The sequence below is a fragment of the Mycoplasmatota bacterium genome (assembly GCA_018394295.1).
GTDB lineage: Bacteria > Bacillota_I > Bacilli_A > Haloplasmatales > Haloplasmataceae > JAENYC01.
In genome coordinates, this window is sequence record CP074573.1 from 928448 (window position 1) to 944955 (window position 16508).

16 protein-coding genes and 1 pseudogene are annotated in these 16508 nt (G+C 29.8%); 11 read left to right on the top strand and 6 right to left on the bottom strand.

Annotation, left to right across the window (positions count from 1 at the left end):
- Positions 1–92: 92 nt before the first annotated feature.
- The 3 genes from KHQ81_04125 to KHQ81_04135 all read right to left on the bottom strand — a co-directional run bounded on the left by KHQ81_04125 (position 93) and on the right by KHQ81_04135 (position 2722).
- A complete protein-coding gene (locus KHQ81_04125) occupies positions 93–1694 on the bottom strand; it encodes a BCCT family transporter (protein ID QVK18905.1) in 1602 nt (533 codons plus the stop codon).
- Positions 1695–2242: 548 nt separating this feature from the next.
- Positions 2243–2464 carry a DUF2922 domain-containing protein gene (locus tag KHQ81_04130; protein QVK18906.1) on the bottom strand — a complete coding sequence of 74 codons (222 nt, stop codon included), beginning with the start codon at positions 2462–2464 and terminating at the stop codon, positions 2243–2245.
- Positions 2465–2500: 36 nt separating this feature from the next.
- On the bottom strand, positions 2501–2722 hold the full coding sequence (locus KHQ81_04135) for a DUF1659 domain-containing protein (protein ID QVK18907.1): 222 nt from the start codon (positions 2720–2722) through the stop codon (positions 2501–2503).
- 197 nt (positions 2723–2919) lie between these two features.
- Here KHQ81_04135 and trmFO point away from each other — a divergent pair, with 197 nt between their 5' ends.
- From trmFO to frr, 7 genes are all read left to right on the top strand, one after another.
- Positions 2920–4227, top strand: a complete 1308-nt coding sequence (gene trmFO, locus KHQ81_04140; protein ID QVK18908.1) for a methylenetetrahydrofolate--tRNA-(uracil(54)-C(5))-methyltransferase (FADH(2)-oxidizing) TrmFO — start codon at positions 2920–2922, stop codon at positions 4225–4227.
- A 14-nt stretch (positions 4228–4241) separates the two neighbouring features.
- The gene (gene xerC / locus KHQ81_04145) at positions 4242–5141 is read left to right on the top strand and encodes a tyrosine recombinase XerC (protein QVK18909.1); all 900 of its coding nucleotides are present in this window, start codon (positions 4242–4244) and stop codon (positions 5139–5141) included.
- Positions 5142–5147: 6 nt separating this feature from the next.
- A complete protein-coding gene (locus KHQ81_04150) occupies positions 5148–5597 on the top strand; it encodes a dUTP diphosphatase (GenBank protein QVK18910.1) in 450 nt (149 codons plus the stop codon).
- Between the two features lie 182 nt (positions 5598–5779).
- The gene (gene rpsB / locus KHQ81_04155) at positions 5780–6583 is read left to right on the top strand and encodes a 30S ribosomal protein S2 (protein QVK18911.1); all 804 of its coding nucleotides are present in this window, start codon (positions 5780–5782) and stop codon (positions 6581–6583) included.
- Positions 6584–6656: 73 nt separating this feature from the next.
- Positions 6657–7562, top strand: a complete 906-nt coding sequence (locus tag KHQ81_04160) for an elongation factor Ts (protein ID QVK18912.1) — start codon at positions 6657–6659, stop codon at positions 7560–7562.
- 52 nt (positions 7563–7614) lie between these two features.
- A complete protein-coding gene (gene pyrH / locus KHQ81_04165; GenBank protein ID QVK18913.1) occupies positions 7615–8337 on the top strand; it encodes a UMP kinase in 723 nt (240 codons plus the stop codon).
- A gap of 4 nt (positions 8338–8341) precedes the next feature.
- Positions 8342–8899, top strand: a complete 558-nt coding sequence (frr, locus tag KHQ81_04170; protein QVK18914.1) for a ribosome recycling factor — start codon at positions 8342–8344, stop codon at positions 8897–8899.
- 73 nt (positions 8900–8972) lie between these two features.
- Here frr and KHQ81_04175 read toward each other — a convergent pair.
- The 3 genes and pseudogenes from KHQ81_04175 to KHQ81_04185 form a co-directional block, all read right to left on the bottom strand.
- A pseudogene (locus KHQ81_04175) lies at positions 8973–10270 on the bottom strand (ISL3 family transposase).
- A 174-nt stretch (positions 10271–10444) separates the two neighbouring features.
- Entirely contained in the window at positions 10445–11290 is an 846-nt protein-coding gene (locus KHQ81_04180) for a hypothetical protein (GenBank protein ID QVK18915.1), read from the bottom strand.
- 94 nt (positions 11291–11384) lie between these two features.
- On the bottom strand, positions 11385–11669 hold the full coding sequence (locus tag KHQ81_04185; GenBank protein ID QVK18916.1) for a hypothetical protein: 285 nt from the start codon (positions 11667–11669) through the stop codon (positions 11385–11387).
- A 439-nt stretch (positions 11670–12108) separates the two neighbouring features.
- Here KHQ81_04185 and KHQ81_04190 point away from each other — a divergent pair, with 439 nt between their 5' ends.
- Genes KHQ81_04190 through rseP form a run of 4 tightly spaced genes read left to right on the top strand, consistent with a single transcriptional unit; the run spans position 12109 to position 16505 of the window.
- On the top strand, positions 12109–12864 hold the full coding sequence (locus KHQ81_04190; GenBank protein ID QVK18917.1) for an isoprenyl transferase: 756 nt from the start codon (positions 12109–12111) through the stop codon (positions 12862–12864).
- A gap of 2 nt (positions 12865–12866) precedes the next feature.
- On the top strand, positions 12867–13709 hold the full coding sequence (locus tag KHQ81_04195; protein QVK18918.1) for a phosphatidate cytidylyltransferase: 843 nt from the start codon (positions 12867–12869) through the stop codon (positions 13707–13709).
- A gap of 9 nt (positions 13710–13718) precedes the next feature.
- Positions 13719–14885 carry a 1-deoxy-D-xylulose-5-phosphate reductoisomerase gene (dxr, locus tag KHQ81_04200; protein QVK18919.1) on the top strand — a complete coding sequence of 389 codons (1167 nt, stop codon included), beginning with the start codon at positions 13719–13721 and terminating at the stop codon, positions 14883–14885.
- A gap of 3 nt (positions 14886–14888) precedes the next feature.
- On the top strand, positions 14889–16505 hold the full coding sequence (gene rseP, locus KHQ81_04205) for an RIP metalloprotease RseP (GenBank protein QVK18920.1): 1617 nt from the start codon (positions 14889–14891) through the stop codon (positions 16503–16505).
- Positions 16506–16508: the final 3 nt, after the last annotated feature.

The window sequence follows — 16508 nt, forward strand, 5'->3', positions numbered from 1 at the left end:
CCCATAATGGATAACTCTTTTATAATTTATATTATAAAAACATAAATACCAATAAAGAATAAAAACTTATGAAATCAAGAGTTTCCTTATGATTAATCTGTATTTTTATTCTGAAACTTCAGTTTCGTTGTAATGAGTGATTGTTCTACTGGGTAATCTTCTCTTAGTTGTTTTACTAATGATATTAAGATTGTTACTATCATTATTGAGAAAGGTAAACCAGTTATAATAATGATTGATTGTAATGTGTTAAGTGCTTTACTACCACCCAAAACTAAAACAGCTGCAGCAATAAATCCTTCCATACACGCCCAAAATACTCGTTGGGTTTTTGGAGAATTCAGCTTACCTCCACTTGTTAAGTTATCAACAACTAAACTACCAGAATCACTTGAAGTAACAAAGAATAGAATGATTGCAAATAATGCAACTAAGCTTAATAAAGTGATTAAAAAATTATTTGTTGTTAAATTATTAATCATAACAAATAAACTAGTTGCTAAGTCATTGTTAATTGCTTCAGTCATAATACCATCTTTTATTTCATTTAAGTATAAACCAGATGAACCAAGAATTGTCATTACGAATGTAATTACTATAGTTGGAATAATAGTTACACCTAAAACAATTTCTCTAATAGATCGACCTCTAGAAATTCTAGCGATAAATAATCCCACAAAAGGACTCCAACTAAACCACCATGCCCAGTAAAATATTGTCCATCCACTTTGCCAAATAATATCTTGTGTATCTTTTGCAACATAAGTTCCTATTTTGAAAAATTCTAAAATATATGTCGTAAATGCAAAAATATAATCTTTTAAAATAAAACCTGTTGGACCAATTATTAAGATTATAAACAATAAAACTGCACTTAATCTTATATTAATTTCACTAAGTAACTTAATTCCCTTTGAAATACCACTAACAACAGATAATGTTGCAACAAATGTAATTATAATAATTAAGATTATCTGTACATTACTTGATATAGGAAGATTAAAAACGGAATTAAACCCAGCATTAATCTGTCTTGCACCAAGCCCTAGAGAAGTAGATAGTCCAAATAGGACACTTAATACTGCAATGGTATCAATAATATCTCCCCAAATACCATATATTTTTTCTTTTATTACTGGATAGAATAAACTTCTTATCGTTACAGGTAATCCTTTATTAAAACTAAAGTAACCAATACCAATTGCAACTAGTGAATAAATAGCCCAAGGATGGAATCCCCAATGTAAAAACATTACTTTTAAAGGATCATAATTTCCTGATTGAAGTCCCTTTGGAATATTTAAATGGTAAATTGGCTCAGCAATACCATAAAAGAATATACCAATACCAATCCCTGCACTAAATAACATTGCGTACCATGAAAAACGACTGAATTGAGGTTTATCACCTGGATAACCTATGATGATTTTTCCATATCTTGTAAATGTAAGAAATATTAATAATATCAATGTTGTATTCAACACCATAATAAACCATAGATTAAATTTGGTAGTAACCCACGTTTTCGCAATATCAAAACTATTAGCTGTAGATTCAGGGAACATCACTGTAATAAAAATAAAGGTAAATACTAACATAGCGGATATAACAGATACAAAAATATTCATATCTAATCCATATTTTTTAAAATTTCTCTCGTGTAATTTTTCAACTGCGTTTGTGATTTTTTTCAAATAATCAACTCCTTATGAAAATAAAAAGCACCCTAACTCTTTATGTAAAGAGTTAGAGTGCTTAAGTTTCGCATTAAAAATACTCACATTATATCACTAAAAGTAATATAGTTCATTACCTATTATTGATCCTGAACAAGCCCCAGTTCTTATAAAAACGATTTTCATTTCTGATTTCTCTATTAAGAGTAGACTTATATATCTCCGCATAATGCATAGATATACTCATATACCAGATACTCACAGATTTTACTTCTCTACCTTAATAATTATAACATATGTGAAAGTAAATAGCAAACTATCCTATTGAAGTACAGTCGTAGTTAACTAAAACATCCATTTTATAGTCATTATATATCAATAAATCATATTGTCTATTTCCACCAAAAATAACTGTTTTTATGTGGTATCTAGAAGGGAAGAGTGCATTGATCCACAAAAGTAATAGTAGATTGAATATAGGGAAAGCCAGCGTCTTAGGCGCTGGCCAGTAATAGAGGCTATAAGCAAATTTAAATTAGTTGTTTACCACAACCCTATTATTATAATTATGGTAAAGTAATTTCATCAACGGTTCTTGTTACAAAATAAGCACCTTTGATTGCGACTAAAGCACCATTTTTACTATTAATCACATCATTAGTGATGATAGTATTCATCGCTTGTTTTATGCTTAGTTCATCAATTGGTTCTTTTGGTTCATCAATGTTGAGTGTGAATGTTTTATTATTTTCAGCCATAAAAACTAATTGTAATTTTTTGTCTGTCATTTATTCTCACCTCCTATTCATTAATTAATTAAGAAATTAAATTGCAGCTAAAACGTAATCTTCATCAACACAAATGTTAGAAATAGGTTGTGAAAATAAAGGAGCTAAACTATTACCAACATCATATATTTGTTGTTCAGTTGCAGTCTCACGAATATTTTTGATTGATTTTCTTGAGTAGACTGGATTTCCTTTTCCATCAACACCATTATCTAGTACTAAGATTAATGTTTTGCCATCAAACTCTTTATTCATCATCTCCACCTCCCTTCATACTATAAATAAATCATTTTTCATAAAATGGGGAAAAAACTTTAAAAAATATTAGTAAATGATAAAATATGATTATAACTATACAAGTTAGTTTTGGTGATTTTCTTTAGGAAAAATTAGATTATGTTATAGTAAATTTGTGTTATAATAATAGATAGATTTATAAATTAGGAGATGTATATATGGACACAGTTGTAAATATCATTGGGGCAGGACTTGCTGGTAGTGAAGCCTGTTATCAGTTAGCTAAACGAGGTATAAAGGTACGTTTATATGAAATGAGACCTAAAAAGAAAACGGAGGCCCATCAAACAGGTTTTTTCGCAGAACTTGTATGTAGTAACTCCTTACGAGCAAATAGTTTAGAAAACGCTGTAGGCGTTTTAAAAGAAGAAATGCGTTTATTAGATTCTTTAATCATTCGAGTAGCAGATAAAACACAAATTCCTGCTGGGGGTGCATTAGCTGTTGATAGAGAATCATTTCCAAAAATGGTGACGGATATATTAAATGAATTCCCTAATGTTGAAGTTGTTTCAGAAGAAGTTGAAGACATTCCAAGTGGTTTAACGATTATCGCATCGGGTCCATTAACTAGTCCTAAACTGCATCATAAAATTCAAGAAATGTTAGGTAGTGAATACTTTTATTTTTACGATGCAGCAGCACCGATTGTTGATAAAGAATCCATTAATTTTGATAAAGTTTATTTGAAATCACGCTATGATAAAGGCGAAGCAGCTTACTTGAATTGTCCAATGACTGAGGATGAGTTCAATCGATTTTATGATGCTTTGGTGAGTGCTGAAGTTGTAAAACCAAAATCATTTGAAAAAGAAATCTTTTTTGAAGGCTGTATGCCAATTGAAGTCATGGCTTCAAGAGGAAGACAGACTCTGCTTTTTGGTCCTATGAAACCAGTCGGTTTAGAAGACCCTAAAACTGGTCAAATTCCTTATGCAGTTGTTCAATTACGTCAAGATAATGCAGCATCTACTATGTACAATTTAGTGGGGTTTCAGACACACTTAAAATTTCCTGAACAAAAAAGAGTATTTGGCATGATTCCAGGTTTAGAAGAAGCAGAATTTTTACGTTATGGTGTCATGCATCGAAATAGTTTTATTAATTCACCACTCTTTTTAAAACCGACTTATCAATATAAAGAAAATGAGGAGATTTTCTTTGCAGGGCAGATGACAGGTGTCGAAGGGTATGTGGAGAGTGCAGCATCTGGAATGGTTGCAGGTATTAATATGGCTCGGTTATTAGAAAATGAAGCATTTATTGAATTTCCAAATGAAACAATTATTGGTTCAATGAGCCAATACATTACAAATACGAACGCTTCAAATTTTCAACCTATGAATGCTAATTTTGGGATTGTTCCCCCATTGAACTTTAAACATAAGAAAAAAGAACGAAAATCATTATATGGGAAACGAGCCCTTGAGGAAATTAAGCGTATAAAAGAAAAATATCAATTATAAAGTGATGTGATAGGATGGAACACTATATTGTCATGTTTAAAAATTATTTAGCTCATGAAAGAAATTTTTCATATCATACCATAACAAACTATGAAATTGATTTACGTGATTTTTATGAATTTTTAGAAATAGATGGGATAGAAAAAGTTAGTGACATGACCTATCAGTTAGCGAGAAAGTATTTGGCATTTTTACATAAACGTCAATTATCGAAAGCAACATTAGCGAGAAAAATTTCTTCTCTTAGAACGTTTTATAAATATTTACAAAGCAAAAAATATGTTGAAGATAATCCGTTTTTGATGTTGTCTTTACCAAAAAAGGAAAAGAAAATACCCAAGTTTTTTTATCCCAAAGAAATTCAAGAACTTTATAACAGCATTGATCTAAATGATTTTTTAGGTGAACGAAATCTAGCAATCATCGAATTACTATATGGGTCAGGATTACGTGTTAGTGAATTATGTAATTTAGAATTATCACATATCCATTTTGACAACAAAGTGATATTAGTAAAGGGAAAAGGGAATAAAGAGCGGATAGTACCTATGAATGATTATTGCTTTGAAGCAGTTGTGAATTATATAAACAATAGTCGTAAGCGATTATTAATGAAATCTAAATCAAATACCTATGTATTATTTTTGAATCATCGAGGAACGAAACTTACCGTTCGAGGGGTACGAGATATTTTGAGTCGATTGATTAGTCATACTTCAAAAATTTCAAGTATTTCTCCGCATATGTTGCGTCATACATTTGCGACTCATTTACTCAATAATGGAGCTGATATAAGAAGTGTTCAAGAATTATTGGGTCATTCTCAATTATCAACAACACAAATCTATACCCATGTATCTAAAGAACAATTAAGAAAAGTTTATATGGAAGCACATCCTCATGCAAAGGAGTAGATTAGAATGAGAACAAGAGGTTTTGAAATTGTTAATGGATATGAAAATGAATCAATTACGATTCCTATGCGACAAACCCTATATTCAGCTGGTTATGATATCGAAGCTTGTGAAACAGTTGAAATCGCACCGAATGAAGTAAAACTAGTCAAAACAGGTTTAAAAGCATACATGTTAGAGGATGAATTATTAAAACTCTATATTCGTTCTAGTATGGCAATTAATAAAGGTGTTATGTTAGCTAACAATGTTGGAATTATTGATAGTGATTACTATAATAATGAAAAAAATAATGGACATATTATAATCCCTTTATACAATTTTTCTAATCAATTGCTCATAATATATAAAGGTGAGAAAATAGCTCAAGGTATCTTTGAAAAATATTTAGTGGTTGACAAGGATACTCCCAACCACCAAATAAGAAAAGGTGGATTTGGAAGTAGTAATCACTAAATATAAAAAAAACAAAAAAAACACATTAAGTAATTGAAAAAACATTATAAATGTGATATACTATAATGCGGCAAAAAATACACACACAAATGAGAATATCGTCGGGTGCTAGGTTTTAGTGGCGGTTTTCGTAGAAATTTGTGGAGGCCAAACAAAATAAAATTTAGGAGGAAATTATTTACATGGCAGTAGTTTCAATGAAACAATTATTAGAAGCTGGTGTTCATTTTGGACATCAAACACGTAGATGGAATCCAAAAATGGAAAAATACATCTATGCAAAACGTAATGGAATTTATATTATTGATTTACAAAAATCACAAGCTAAAATTGATGAAGGATACAAATTAATATTTGATATCGTCAAAGATGGTGGAAAAATATTATTTGTTGGGACAAAAAAACAAGCACAACACGCAGTAAGAGAAGAAGCGATTCGTGCAAATCAATATTATGTGAATCAACGTTGGCTTGGAGGAACTTTAACTAATTATGCAACACTTAAAACACGTATTAATCGTTTATTTGAGTTAGAAGCAATGGTTGAAGATGGTTCAATTTCAAATTACCCTAAAAAAGAACAAATTTTAATGAAAAAAGAATTAGAAAAATTGCAAAAATTCTTTAATGGAATTAAAGATATGAATCAATTACCAAGTGCGTTATTCGTTATCGATCCTAAAAAAGAAAAAAATGCGATTTTAGAAGCACGTAAGTTACATATTCCTGTATTTGGAATTGTTGATACAAACTGTGATCCTGACGATCTTGACTTTGTAATTCCAGCAAACGATGATGCTATTAGAGCTGTTAAATTAATATTAACAGTAATGGCAAACGCTGCTGTTGAAGCTCAAGGTGGCACTATAGTTCGTCTAAACGAAAGTAGAGACAGAGATCGTGACCGTAGAGAAGAAAGAAAAGATAGTCAAACTAAGCAAGTAGTTGAAGAGAAAAAGGAGACTACTGAGGAATCTGCAGAATAAAATTAATTCTTGTGGTGATAAAGTAACTCCTTTATCACCTTTTTTATAAATTATAAAATTAGGAGGAAATTATATGACTGTTACAGCAAAAATGGTAAAAGAGCTACGCGATAAAACTGGTGCAGGTATGATGGATTGTAAAAAAGCATTAGTGGCTTGTGAAGGAGATATGGGAGAAGCTATTGATTGGTTGCGAGAAAAAGGAATCGCAAAAGCAGCGAAGAAAGCAGGTAGAATTGCGGCAGAAGGTTTGTGTGAAGTCGTAATCGAAGGTAATACTGCATTTTTATTTGAATTAAATTCAGAAACAGATTTTGTTGCTAAAAATGATCAGTTTTTAAATTTACTTAGTAAATTAGGTAAAATTCTAATTGAAGCAAAGCCAGCTGATATAACTGAAGCTTTATCCATTGAAAAAGAAGGAAAAACTGTAGAAGCTCATGTTGTAGAAGCGAGTGCTAAAATTGGTGAAAAATTGACTTTACGTCGTGTAACTAAAGTAACTAAAACAGATACTCAAGTTTTTGGTACCTATAAACATATGGGTGGAAAAATTGCGGTTATTACTGTTTTAGAAGGAGATAATCCTGTAGCTGCTAAAGATATCGCAATGCATGTGGCCGCTATTAATCCAAGATACATTGATGAAACAGGTGTTAATGCAGCTGATGTTGAACATGAAAGAACAATGTTTACAAAAGAATTTGAAAATGAATTAGCGAATGAAACCAATGAAAAAGCTAAAGCAGCTAAAATGAAACGTATTCCACAAATTGTTGAGGGTAAAGTAAATAAATGGTTAAAAGAATCTTGTTTAGTTGAACAACCATTTGTTAAAAATCCAGATGTAACAGTTTTACAATATACAGAAAGCAATAATAGTAAAGTCGTTCAGTTCATCCGTTTTGAAGTTGGTGAAGGAATCGAGAAGAAAGTAGATAACTTTGCAGAAGAAGTAAGGGCTCAAGTTCGTGCATAAATATAAGGCACGCTTGTGCCTTATTCTTAAACTTTAAAAGGATGGTATTAAGATGGATAATAAACATTATAAACGGGTCATATTAAAATTAAGTGGCGAAGCTTTAAGTGGTGATAAAAAGGTTGGAATTGATCCAATTACTGTTAAAGAAATCGCTATGGAAATTAAAGATGCTTATTCTACTGGTGTTCAAATAGGAATTATTGTTGGTGGTGGCAATATTTGGCGTGGAAAATCAGCAAGTGAAATGGGTATGGAACGAGCGAGCGCTGATTATATGGGGATGTTAGCTACTGTTATGAATGCGTTAGCCTTACAAAACGCTTTAGAATCAATTGGTGTTGATACCCGTGCGATGACTTCAATTAGTATGGAAGCAGTTGCAGAACCATATATTCGTCGACGTGCGATTAGACATTTAGAAAAAGGCCGAATCGTTATTTTTGGCGGTGGAACTGGGAATCCTTATTTTTCTACCGATACAACTGCAGCACTTCGTGCTGCTGAAATTGACGCTGAAGCGATACTAATGGCAAAAAATCGCGTAGATGGCGTTTATGATAGTGACCCAGTTATTAATCCAAATGCAAAAAAATACGAAGTTCTTACTTTTTTAGAATTATTAAATCGTAATCTAGGTGTTATGGATTCAACAGCAGCATCATTATGTATGGATAATAATATTGATGTTGTTCTGTTTAATATGAATACAAAAGGAAATATCAAAAAGGCAGTTGAAGGCCAAAAAATAGGTACTACAGTGAAAGGGAGATGAAAAAATGCCAGATACAATTTTATTTGATGCTGAAGAGAGAATGGAAAAAGCAGTAGAATCATTTCGTCATGAATTATCAACTATCAGAACAGGGCGAGCTAGTGCTAGTGTTTTAGACCGTATTACCGTAGATTATTACGGTGCACCAACACCAATTAATCAAACCTCATCAGTGACAACTCCTGAGGCACGTTTATTGGTAGTTAAACCTTATGACAAATCTATGGTAAAAGCTGTTGAAAAAGCAATTTTATCATCTGATTTAGGTATTACACCATCAAATGACGGACAAGTAATTCGGATTTCTTTTCCGCAATTAACAGAAGAAAGACGTAAAGAACTTGCTAAACGTGTTCACAAATATGGTGAAGAAGCAAAAGTAGCTGTTCGTAATATTAGACGTGATGCTAATGATCAATTAAAGAAATTAGAAAAAAATAGCACCATTACAGAAGATGATTTAAAAGGTTACATTGAAGATGTGCAAACATTTACAAATGATTATACGAAAAAAATAGACGAATATGTAGAAGAAAAAGAAAAAGATATTCTAAATGTATAAAAATAAAAGGCTCTTTGTCAAGTAGTGTGGGTAGAGAATATCCAATAAACTGACATTAAATCAATTATGAGGATTAAGCTGAATGGCTTAGTCCTTTTTTCATTATTCCCATTCCATGAGAAATGAGAATTCGTAGTTTAAAATGATGATAGCTTCTATAACCAAAAGCTATACGCTTGATAACTTTTATTTTATTATTTATACCTTCAATTACACCATTTGTATAATTAGTAGACATTAGATTTAGAATATAGGATTTATTCTTACGAATAGATTTAACTGATGTTTTCATATAAGCTGATATGTTTGGGTATTCTTGTTCAATTTGATCAAGAGTAGTTGTAAAGAGTTCTGGATTTTTGTTTTTAATACTATGTAAAAGGTCCTGATATAGTTCATATGTATCTCTAAGTTCATTACTTTGATCTAGTAAATAATTTACAATATCTTCTTCACACATCATTTGTTTAAAACAATAAACTTTTCTATAATTTTTGATGTCTAATTTAGCCCGATCTTTCAATATAAGCTTCCAATAACGTTTAAACTTATTGTAGTTCTTTTTATCTTGATTCATAATTCTAACTCTAGTTTTATTTAATGAGCGAGAGATTAATTGAATAATATGGAATTTATCCATAACTATTTTAGCGTTAGGAAAGAGCATCTTTATAAGTTGAATGTAGGGCTTGTACATATCGATAACGATTAATTTTACACTTCTCCTTGCTTTTTTAGTGTATCGTTGGAAATATTTGATTAATGAATTTAAGCGTCTATCTTCAACGATATCAATTATGCTTCCATTATGAGCATCACAAAAAGAAAAGACATAGCCCCTACTGATGATTTAACTGATTTAAATTCATCAAAACAAAGTTGTTCAGGTAAATAATTATAATTAGGCTTATGCACTTCATAGAAACTGTTTATAACACGATTTACAGTGGAATGTGATACATTATGTTCTTTGGCTAAATCACATTCAGAAATCTTATTAGAAGCTGCAAGAGCAACAGCTACTTTAGTATTATTAGATATATAACAATGCTGATTAACAATAGATGTCTTGAGAGTAAAGGTACTATTACAATGATGACATTTATAACGTTGTTTTTTAAGTTTTAAATAAGCATTCATATTAGATACTTTAGGTAAAGTTATTGTAGATGTCTTAAAGCCATGCTTTTCAAACTGGTTATCAAATACACAACCACATGAATAACAATATTGAGGCTGATATGTGAGAGTTCCATAATAGATTTGTGATCTAACACCCTTAATAATTTCTTCTGAGTAAAAGTTTTCATTAAAAGAAATATTTTCATCTTTTAAATTTAGTACTTTTACGATACAATTGTATTGAGACATATTTCCAATCCTTTCATTAGTGATTTCGTCGTTATTAATTGTATCAGGATATTGGAAATCTGTCTCATTTTTTTATGCAAATTAAATGGTGTGAGTTTATTACCCACACCAAATATTATAGAACCAAATAAAAATGGTAGGAGATCCTACCATTTTTATTTTATCTATTAGATTTTATATGTCTGAAAGATGAAATAGTTCATCATTATCATCCATATCATCAGTATTATTTTTAAATGAATATCTTAAGTTATGATACTTAAGTCCTGTAAAGACAAATACGATATCTAAAAAAGAAAATAAAAATGAGATGAATTGTGAAATGATTAATAATACAATAAATAAAATCATTCTATCACTTGCAAAAGCATTCGCTTCTAAGCGATTAAAAATACTAGTTATACCACCAGCTAAAATGATTAGAATAATAGAGAATACTAAGTGTCCTTTAATACATCGTTTGGTTTTATTGAAAACCCCATCAGAGCCTTCTGTCATCGCAATATATGGAATAAATCGGTAGTATCCCATGTAATAAAACATGATAATTAATAAACCAATAGAGAGACCTATAACAAGAAGTAGACCTAAGGGTCCAAATGAAACAAATATACCAATAAAAATAAAGTAAATAATAAATCCAACAAACATAATTAGAAAGAAAACAATATACATTAAAAAATAATGTAAAAATTGAGTAATAATTGGTTTACGTATTTTATAAAGAATAATCTCTTTATAGGTTATTTTTGTAAGTAATCCATAGATTATTATAGATAAAGTAGTAGTTAATAATATAAGTAAAAAAATTTTTGGACCATATGCTTCTAATATTGCTTTTGAGTCTTTCATACGTTCTGGGTTAAGTAATACTGAATAAGTATTTTCAAATTTAAAGTACATTAGTAAAGCAAAAACTGATTGAATAATAAAAAGTAGTGTAATAATTAGTCCTTTTTTTCTAAAGACTTCAACCATGTTATGTAAAATATCTTCTACTTGAAAATTATAATTTTTCATAACTATATATCCCCCTTCGTTAACTTAAATCAATTGTAACATATTACCAATTATTAGTAAATGTAATATATCTTATATAAGTGAAAATGATAGGTTAACCTTCTTCATTTGTTTGATATAAATCTTCATTTAATTCACAATCTAATCCTGTAAAGACAAATGTAATATCAAAAAAGTGAAGGAAAAATGTGAGAAATGAAGAAATAATCCATAATCCAAAAAATAATTTCATATTATCAACTGTAATAGCTTTCAATTCAAGACGAGTAAAGAGTTTTGATAAACTAGTATTTAAAAGGATTAGAATGATTGAAAATTCTAGGTGTCCATTAATATATCGCTTAGATTTACTGAAAATCTCTTTAATACCTTCTACCATTGTAATATAAGGAATAAAGCGATGGTAACCCAGGAAATAAAATAACAAAAGTACTAGGATAGGAATTGTATAAATTGTTAAACCAATTGTTAAGAATATAAGAAGTCCAATTTTTATTATAAGATAAAAAAGGATATATATTAAAAAATATCTTAGTAATTGTTTTAAGATTGGTGTTTTTGTTTTAGTTAACATAATCTTTTGAAAGATTATTTTTGAGAGTAATCCATAAACTATTGTTGAAATAATAATAATAAATAACAAAGATAAAATGAAATTTTGAATTAAAAATAGTGTAAAATATTTAGTATAAAAAAAGACAGAATAATGTAGATATTTAGTCTAAATAAAAAAAATTTTAAAAGCAATCATTATTAAGTGGAAAAAAAACACAATATGTTATAAAATAAGAATATTGAAAAGTTATTGGAGGAAGATAATGTTATTTAAACGTTTTAATAAAAAATCAAATATTAAATTAGATATAAGTAGACTTCCGAAGCATATCGCATTTATTATGGATGGAAACGGTCGTTGGGCAAGACGAAGAGGGTTGCCGAGAACTGCTGGTCATAATGAAGGAGGTAAGTCACTTCTTAAAACATTAAAGGCATGTAATGATTTAGGAATTGAAGCAATGACAGTTTATGCTTTTAGTACTGAAAATTGGTCTCGACCTGAAGAAGAAGTCAATTATTTAATGGAATTACCTGGTCGTTATATTAAAAATTATTTACCAAAAATTAAAGAAGCGAATATTAAGATTAATTTCATTGGTTTTATAGATCAATTATCTGATAATCTTAAGCAAGAGGTTGATAAAGCCATAGACGAAACAAAAGATAATACAGGTTTGATATTTACAATTGCGTTAAACTATGGTTCACAAGATGAAATCGTACAAGCTACTAAAGAAATCGCATCAGCGTGTATGAATGGAGCTATTTCAGTTGATCAAATATCTAAAGAATATTTTTCTACTAAATTAATGACCTACGGGCTACCGGATATTGATTTGCTGGTTAGAACAAGTGGCGAAATTAGAATTAGTAACTACTTATTATGGCAAATTGCCTATAGTGAATTATATTTTACGAAAAAGTATTGGCCTGATTTTAATGAAGTAGATTTAAGAAAGGCTATATTTGAATATCAAAAAAGAAATCGTCGTTATGGAGGTTTAAAAGGAGAATAATTATGAAGCAAAGAGTTATTACAGGTATTGTTATTATATTGATTTTAATTCCCATATTTTTATCAAAGATGTTGTATGATATCAACCATTATATATATATTTTAGGTTTTATTTTAGCGATTATTGCGATGAATGAAATGATTTCTATGAAGGAATCAGAAAAGAATCTACCATTTGAAATTCATTTATTAGCTTATTTATCAGTAATTTATATTAGCTTTTATGAAAGTTTGGGCGATATATTTTCATTTCAAGTTAAAGAAAGCATCAATATCTTACCATATATTATTATTATCTTAACCATTGCAATGGTTTTAAGAAAGAAATTTAAAATAGTCGATGCAAGCTTTATGTTATTTGCGATTTTTTATATTGGATTAACCTTCCATAGCTTAGTTTACTATTTATTAGCTGAAAATGGTATGTATGTGTTACTATATCTTATATTAATTGCGATGTTTACAGATACTTTTGCTTATTTTTCTGGTACCCTATTTGGAAAACATAAATTATGTCCATCGATAAGTCCTAAAAAGACAATTGAAGGTTCTTTAGGTGGAACAATTATTGCGACGATTTTAGTTTCAATTTATGCAATATTCTCTCATAAAATTGATTTTTTATTTGATAATTCAATGATATATATTATTGGATTAACTTTTGTTTTATCAATTTTATCGCAATTTGGTGATTTAGCTGCCTCTGTTTTAAAACGACATTATAAAATAAAAGATTATGGGAATTTATTTCCAGGACATGGTGGCGTATTAGACAGATTAGATAGTATATTATTTGTTTCTTTAACTTATTATTATATTACAGAATTTCTTACACTGGTGTTTTAGGGGGATAATATGAAGAATATAATACTACTTGGAGCGACTGGTTCGATTGGTACTCAAACACTTGATGTAATTGCACATAATGAAGAAGATTATCAATTAATTAGTATTGCTTTAGGTAAAAATATTAAAAAAGCGATAGAAATCATCAAAAAATTTAGGCCACTATATGTTAGTGTAGAGAATGAATGTGATGCAAACTACTTAAAGAATCTATTCAAAGAAATTGAATTTGGGTATGGTGAAGAGGGGCTAATAAAAGCAGCCACCATTGATTCTAATAATTCTTATGAAACGGTTGTTGTTACTGCTGTAGTCGGCTCAGTTGGTTTACTACCGACAATAGAAGCAATAAAAAAAGGTTTCACAATTGCCCTTGCCAATAAAGAAACTTTAGTAACAGCTGGTCATATTGTATGTGATTTGGCCAATAAACATCAGGTTAATTTATTACCAGTTGATAGTGAACATTCGGCCATATTTCAATCATTAAATGGTGAAAACCCCAAAAATATAAAGCAATTAATTATTACGGCAAGTGGTGGGTCATTTAGAGATAAATCAAGGGAAGATTTGAAAAAAGTTACCTTAAAAGAAGCTTTAAACCACCCTAACTGGTCAATGGGGAGTAAGATTACGATTGACTCAGCTACCATGATGAATAAGGGATTTGAAGTAATTGAAGCGCATTATTTATTTCAATTACCTTATGAAAGAATTACAACTCTATTACATAAAGAAAGTGTTATTCATTCTATGGTTGAATTTGTTGATACTTCAATTATTGCCCAGTTAGGAACCCCGGATATGAGGATTCCAATACAGTATGCACTTTCTTACCCTGAGAGAATTGAATTAAAACAAGCGAAAAGACTTAAACTAGAAGAAATAGCCTTACTTCATTTTAATACAATGGATTTTAATCGATTTCCATGTTTGAAATATGCTTATGATGCTGGAAATACAGGCGGTAGTATGCCAACAGTTTTAAATGCAGCAAATGAAGCAGCAGTAAAACTATTCTTAGAAGGAAAAATAAGTTTTTTAGAAATTGAAAAAATTATCTATGAATCCTTAGAAAAACATAAAGTGATTAAGGAACCAGACCTAGAAACAATATTATTACTTGATAAAGATACAAAAAAAAGGATTTTATCCACTCATCTGAAAGGAGAATAACATATGAGCTTTTTATTATATTTCATCATTTTTATTTTTGTCTTAGGGATTATCGTCCTAATTCATGAGTTCGGACATTTTCTATTTGCGAGAAGAGCAGGGATATTATGTCATGAATTTTCAATTGGGATGGGACCTGCTTTGTACAAAATAAAACGTGGAGAAACAACTTATGCCATTCGAGCAATTCCTTTAGGAGGATATGTTTCGATGGCGGGAGAGGACCCAGAAACAGAAAAAATTAAAAAAGGTAAAGTTGTTTATTTAGAAATGGTAGGAAATGCGGTTAAAAATATTTATTTATATAAACCCCAAGATGTAAAAGTAACTTATGCTAAAGTGATTGATTTTGACTTATATGGTAAAGAAGGAAATAATTTATATATACACTATGAAGGTGAATCTGGTGAAACCCATTTTGTAACAGTTGCACGCGATGCCTATTATCAGTTAAATAAAGGGTTGGAAATGCAAATTGCTCCATATGACCGCTGTTTTGAGTCTAAATCATGGATTAATCGTTTTTTAACAGTTGTTGCTGGTGCGGGATTTAATTTTATTTTAGCAATCATTGTTTTTATTGTTGTTAATTTAACAACAGGCGTTGCTGTAACCCAACCTATCATTGGAAGTGTATCAGATAATTCACCAGCTGAACTAGTAGGTTTACAGGAAAATGATGAAATTGTTAAAATGGCAATTGATGATGAAGTTGCAATATCTATTGATAGTTGGGATGACATATCAACATTTATGAGAAATTACGAAAATGGTGTCATCAAAATTACCGTTAAAAGAGATGGAGAATTATTACCAGCTCCACTTGAAGTAAGACCAGAATTATTTATTGCGACGATTGGTATAAAGAGTACCAATAATTTATCAAATACGATTATTGGTGGTGTATCACTTAATTCAAATGCTGATAAAGAAGGCTTAAAATCTGGTGATGAAATCATTAAAATATCTGGTACTTTAAATGATGACAAAAATACTAAACAGGTTGAAAATACATTTATAGAAGCAAGTAAAGCAAATAATGACTTAAATAATTGGACAGATATCTCTAATGTATTAGAAAACTTCTATTTATCTGAAAAAATTAATATTACAGTTTTAAGAGATGGTACTACTCATACCTTTACTGTTCAATCAATAAAAGCACTAGAATCAGCAAATGTCACTCAAGCTATGGTTGGAATTACACATAAAACAGAATTTAATTTTTTCAAGTCTATCGGCTATGGGGTTAAAGATACCCTTAATGTAATTGGTTCTATATTTCAAACATTAGATATGCTTTTTAATAATAAAAATGTGAGTATTCGTGATTTATCTGGTCCTGTGGGAATATATGATATGACTAAAACATTTGCGATGGCAGGATTCATAGCGTTATTAAGTTGGGTCGGATTTATTAGTGCTAATATTGGTTTTGTTAACTTATTACCTTTACCAGCACTTGATGGTGGTCGATTACTTTTCTTATTGATAGAAGGAATTGTTAGAAGACCAATTAATCGAAAAATAGAAGGATATATCCATACAGTAGGTTTTATCTTATTTATGCTTTTATTTTTATTTATCACATTTAATGATATTATTAGAATTCGAGGATAGGAG

Coding starts and splice junctions, on each gene's coding strand:
- KHQ81_04130 (QVK18906.1), bottom strand. CDS start 2,464: ATGACAGACAAAAAATTACAATTAGTTTTTATGGCTGAAAATAATAAA.
- KHQ81_04135 (QVK18907.1), bottom strand. CDS start 2,722: ATGATGAATAAAGAGTTTGATGGCAAAACATTAATCTTAGTACTAGAT.
- trmFO (QVK18908.1), top strand. CDS start 2,920: ATGGACACAGTTGTAAATATCATTGGGGCAGGACTTGCTGGTAGTGAA.
- xerC (QVK18909.1), top strand. CDS start 4,242: ATGGAACACTATATTGTCATGTTTAAAAATTATTTAGCTCATGAAAGA.
- KHQ81_04150 (QVK18910.1), top strand. CDS start 5,148: ATGAGAACAAGAGGTTTTGAAATTGTTAATGGATATGAAAATGAATCA.
- rpsB (QVK18911.1), top strand. CDS start 5,780: ATGGCAGTAGTTTCAATGAAACAATTATTAGAAGCTGGTGTTCATTTT.
- KHQ81_04160 (QVK18912.1), top strand. CDS start 6,657: ATGACTGTTACAGCAAAAATGGTAAAAGAGCTACGCGATAAAACTGGT.
- pyrH (QVK18913.1), top strand. CDS start 7,615: ATGGATAATAAACATTATAAACGGGTCATATTAAAATTAAGTGGCGAA.
- frr (QVK18914.1), top strand. CDS start 8,342: ATGCCAGATACAATTTTATTTGATGCTGAAGAGAGAATGGAAAAAGCA.
- KHQ81_04180 (QVK18915.1), bottom strand. CDS start 11,290: ATGAAAAATTATAATTTTCAAGTAGAAGATATTTTACATAACATGGTT.
- KHQ81_04185 (QVK18916.1), bottom strand. CDS start 11,669: ATGGTAGAAGGTATTAAAGAGATTTTCAGTAAATCTAAGCGATATATT.
- KHQ81_04190 (QVK18917.1), top strand. CDS start 12,109: ATGTTATTTAAACGTTTTAATAAAAAATCAAATATTAAATTAGATATA.
- KHQ81_04195 (QVK18918.1), top strand. CDS start 12,867: ATGAAGCAAAGAGTTATTACAGGTATTGTTATTATATTGATTTTAATT.
- dxr (QVK18919.1), top strand. CDS start 13,719: ATGAAGAATATAATACTACTTGGAGCGACTGGTTCGATTGGTACTCAA.
- rseP (QVK18920.1), top strand. CDS start 14,889: ATGAGCTTTTTATTATATTTCATCATTTTTATTTTTGTCTTAGGGATT.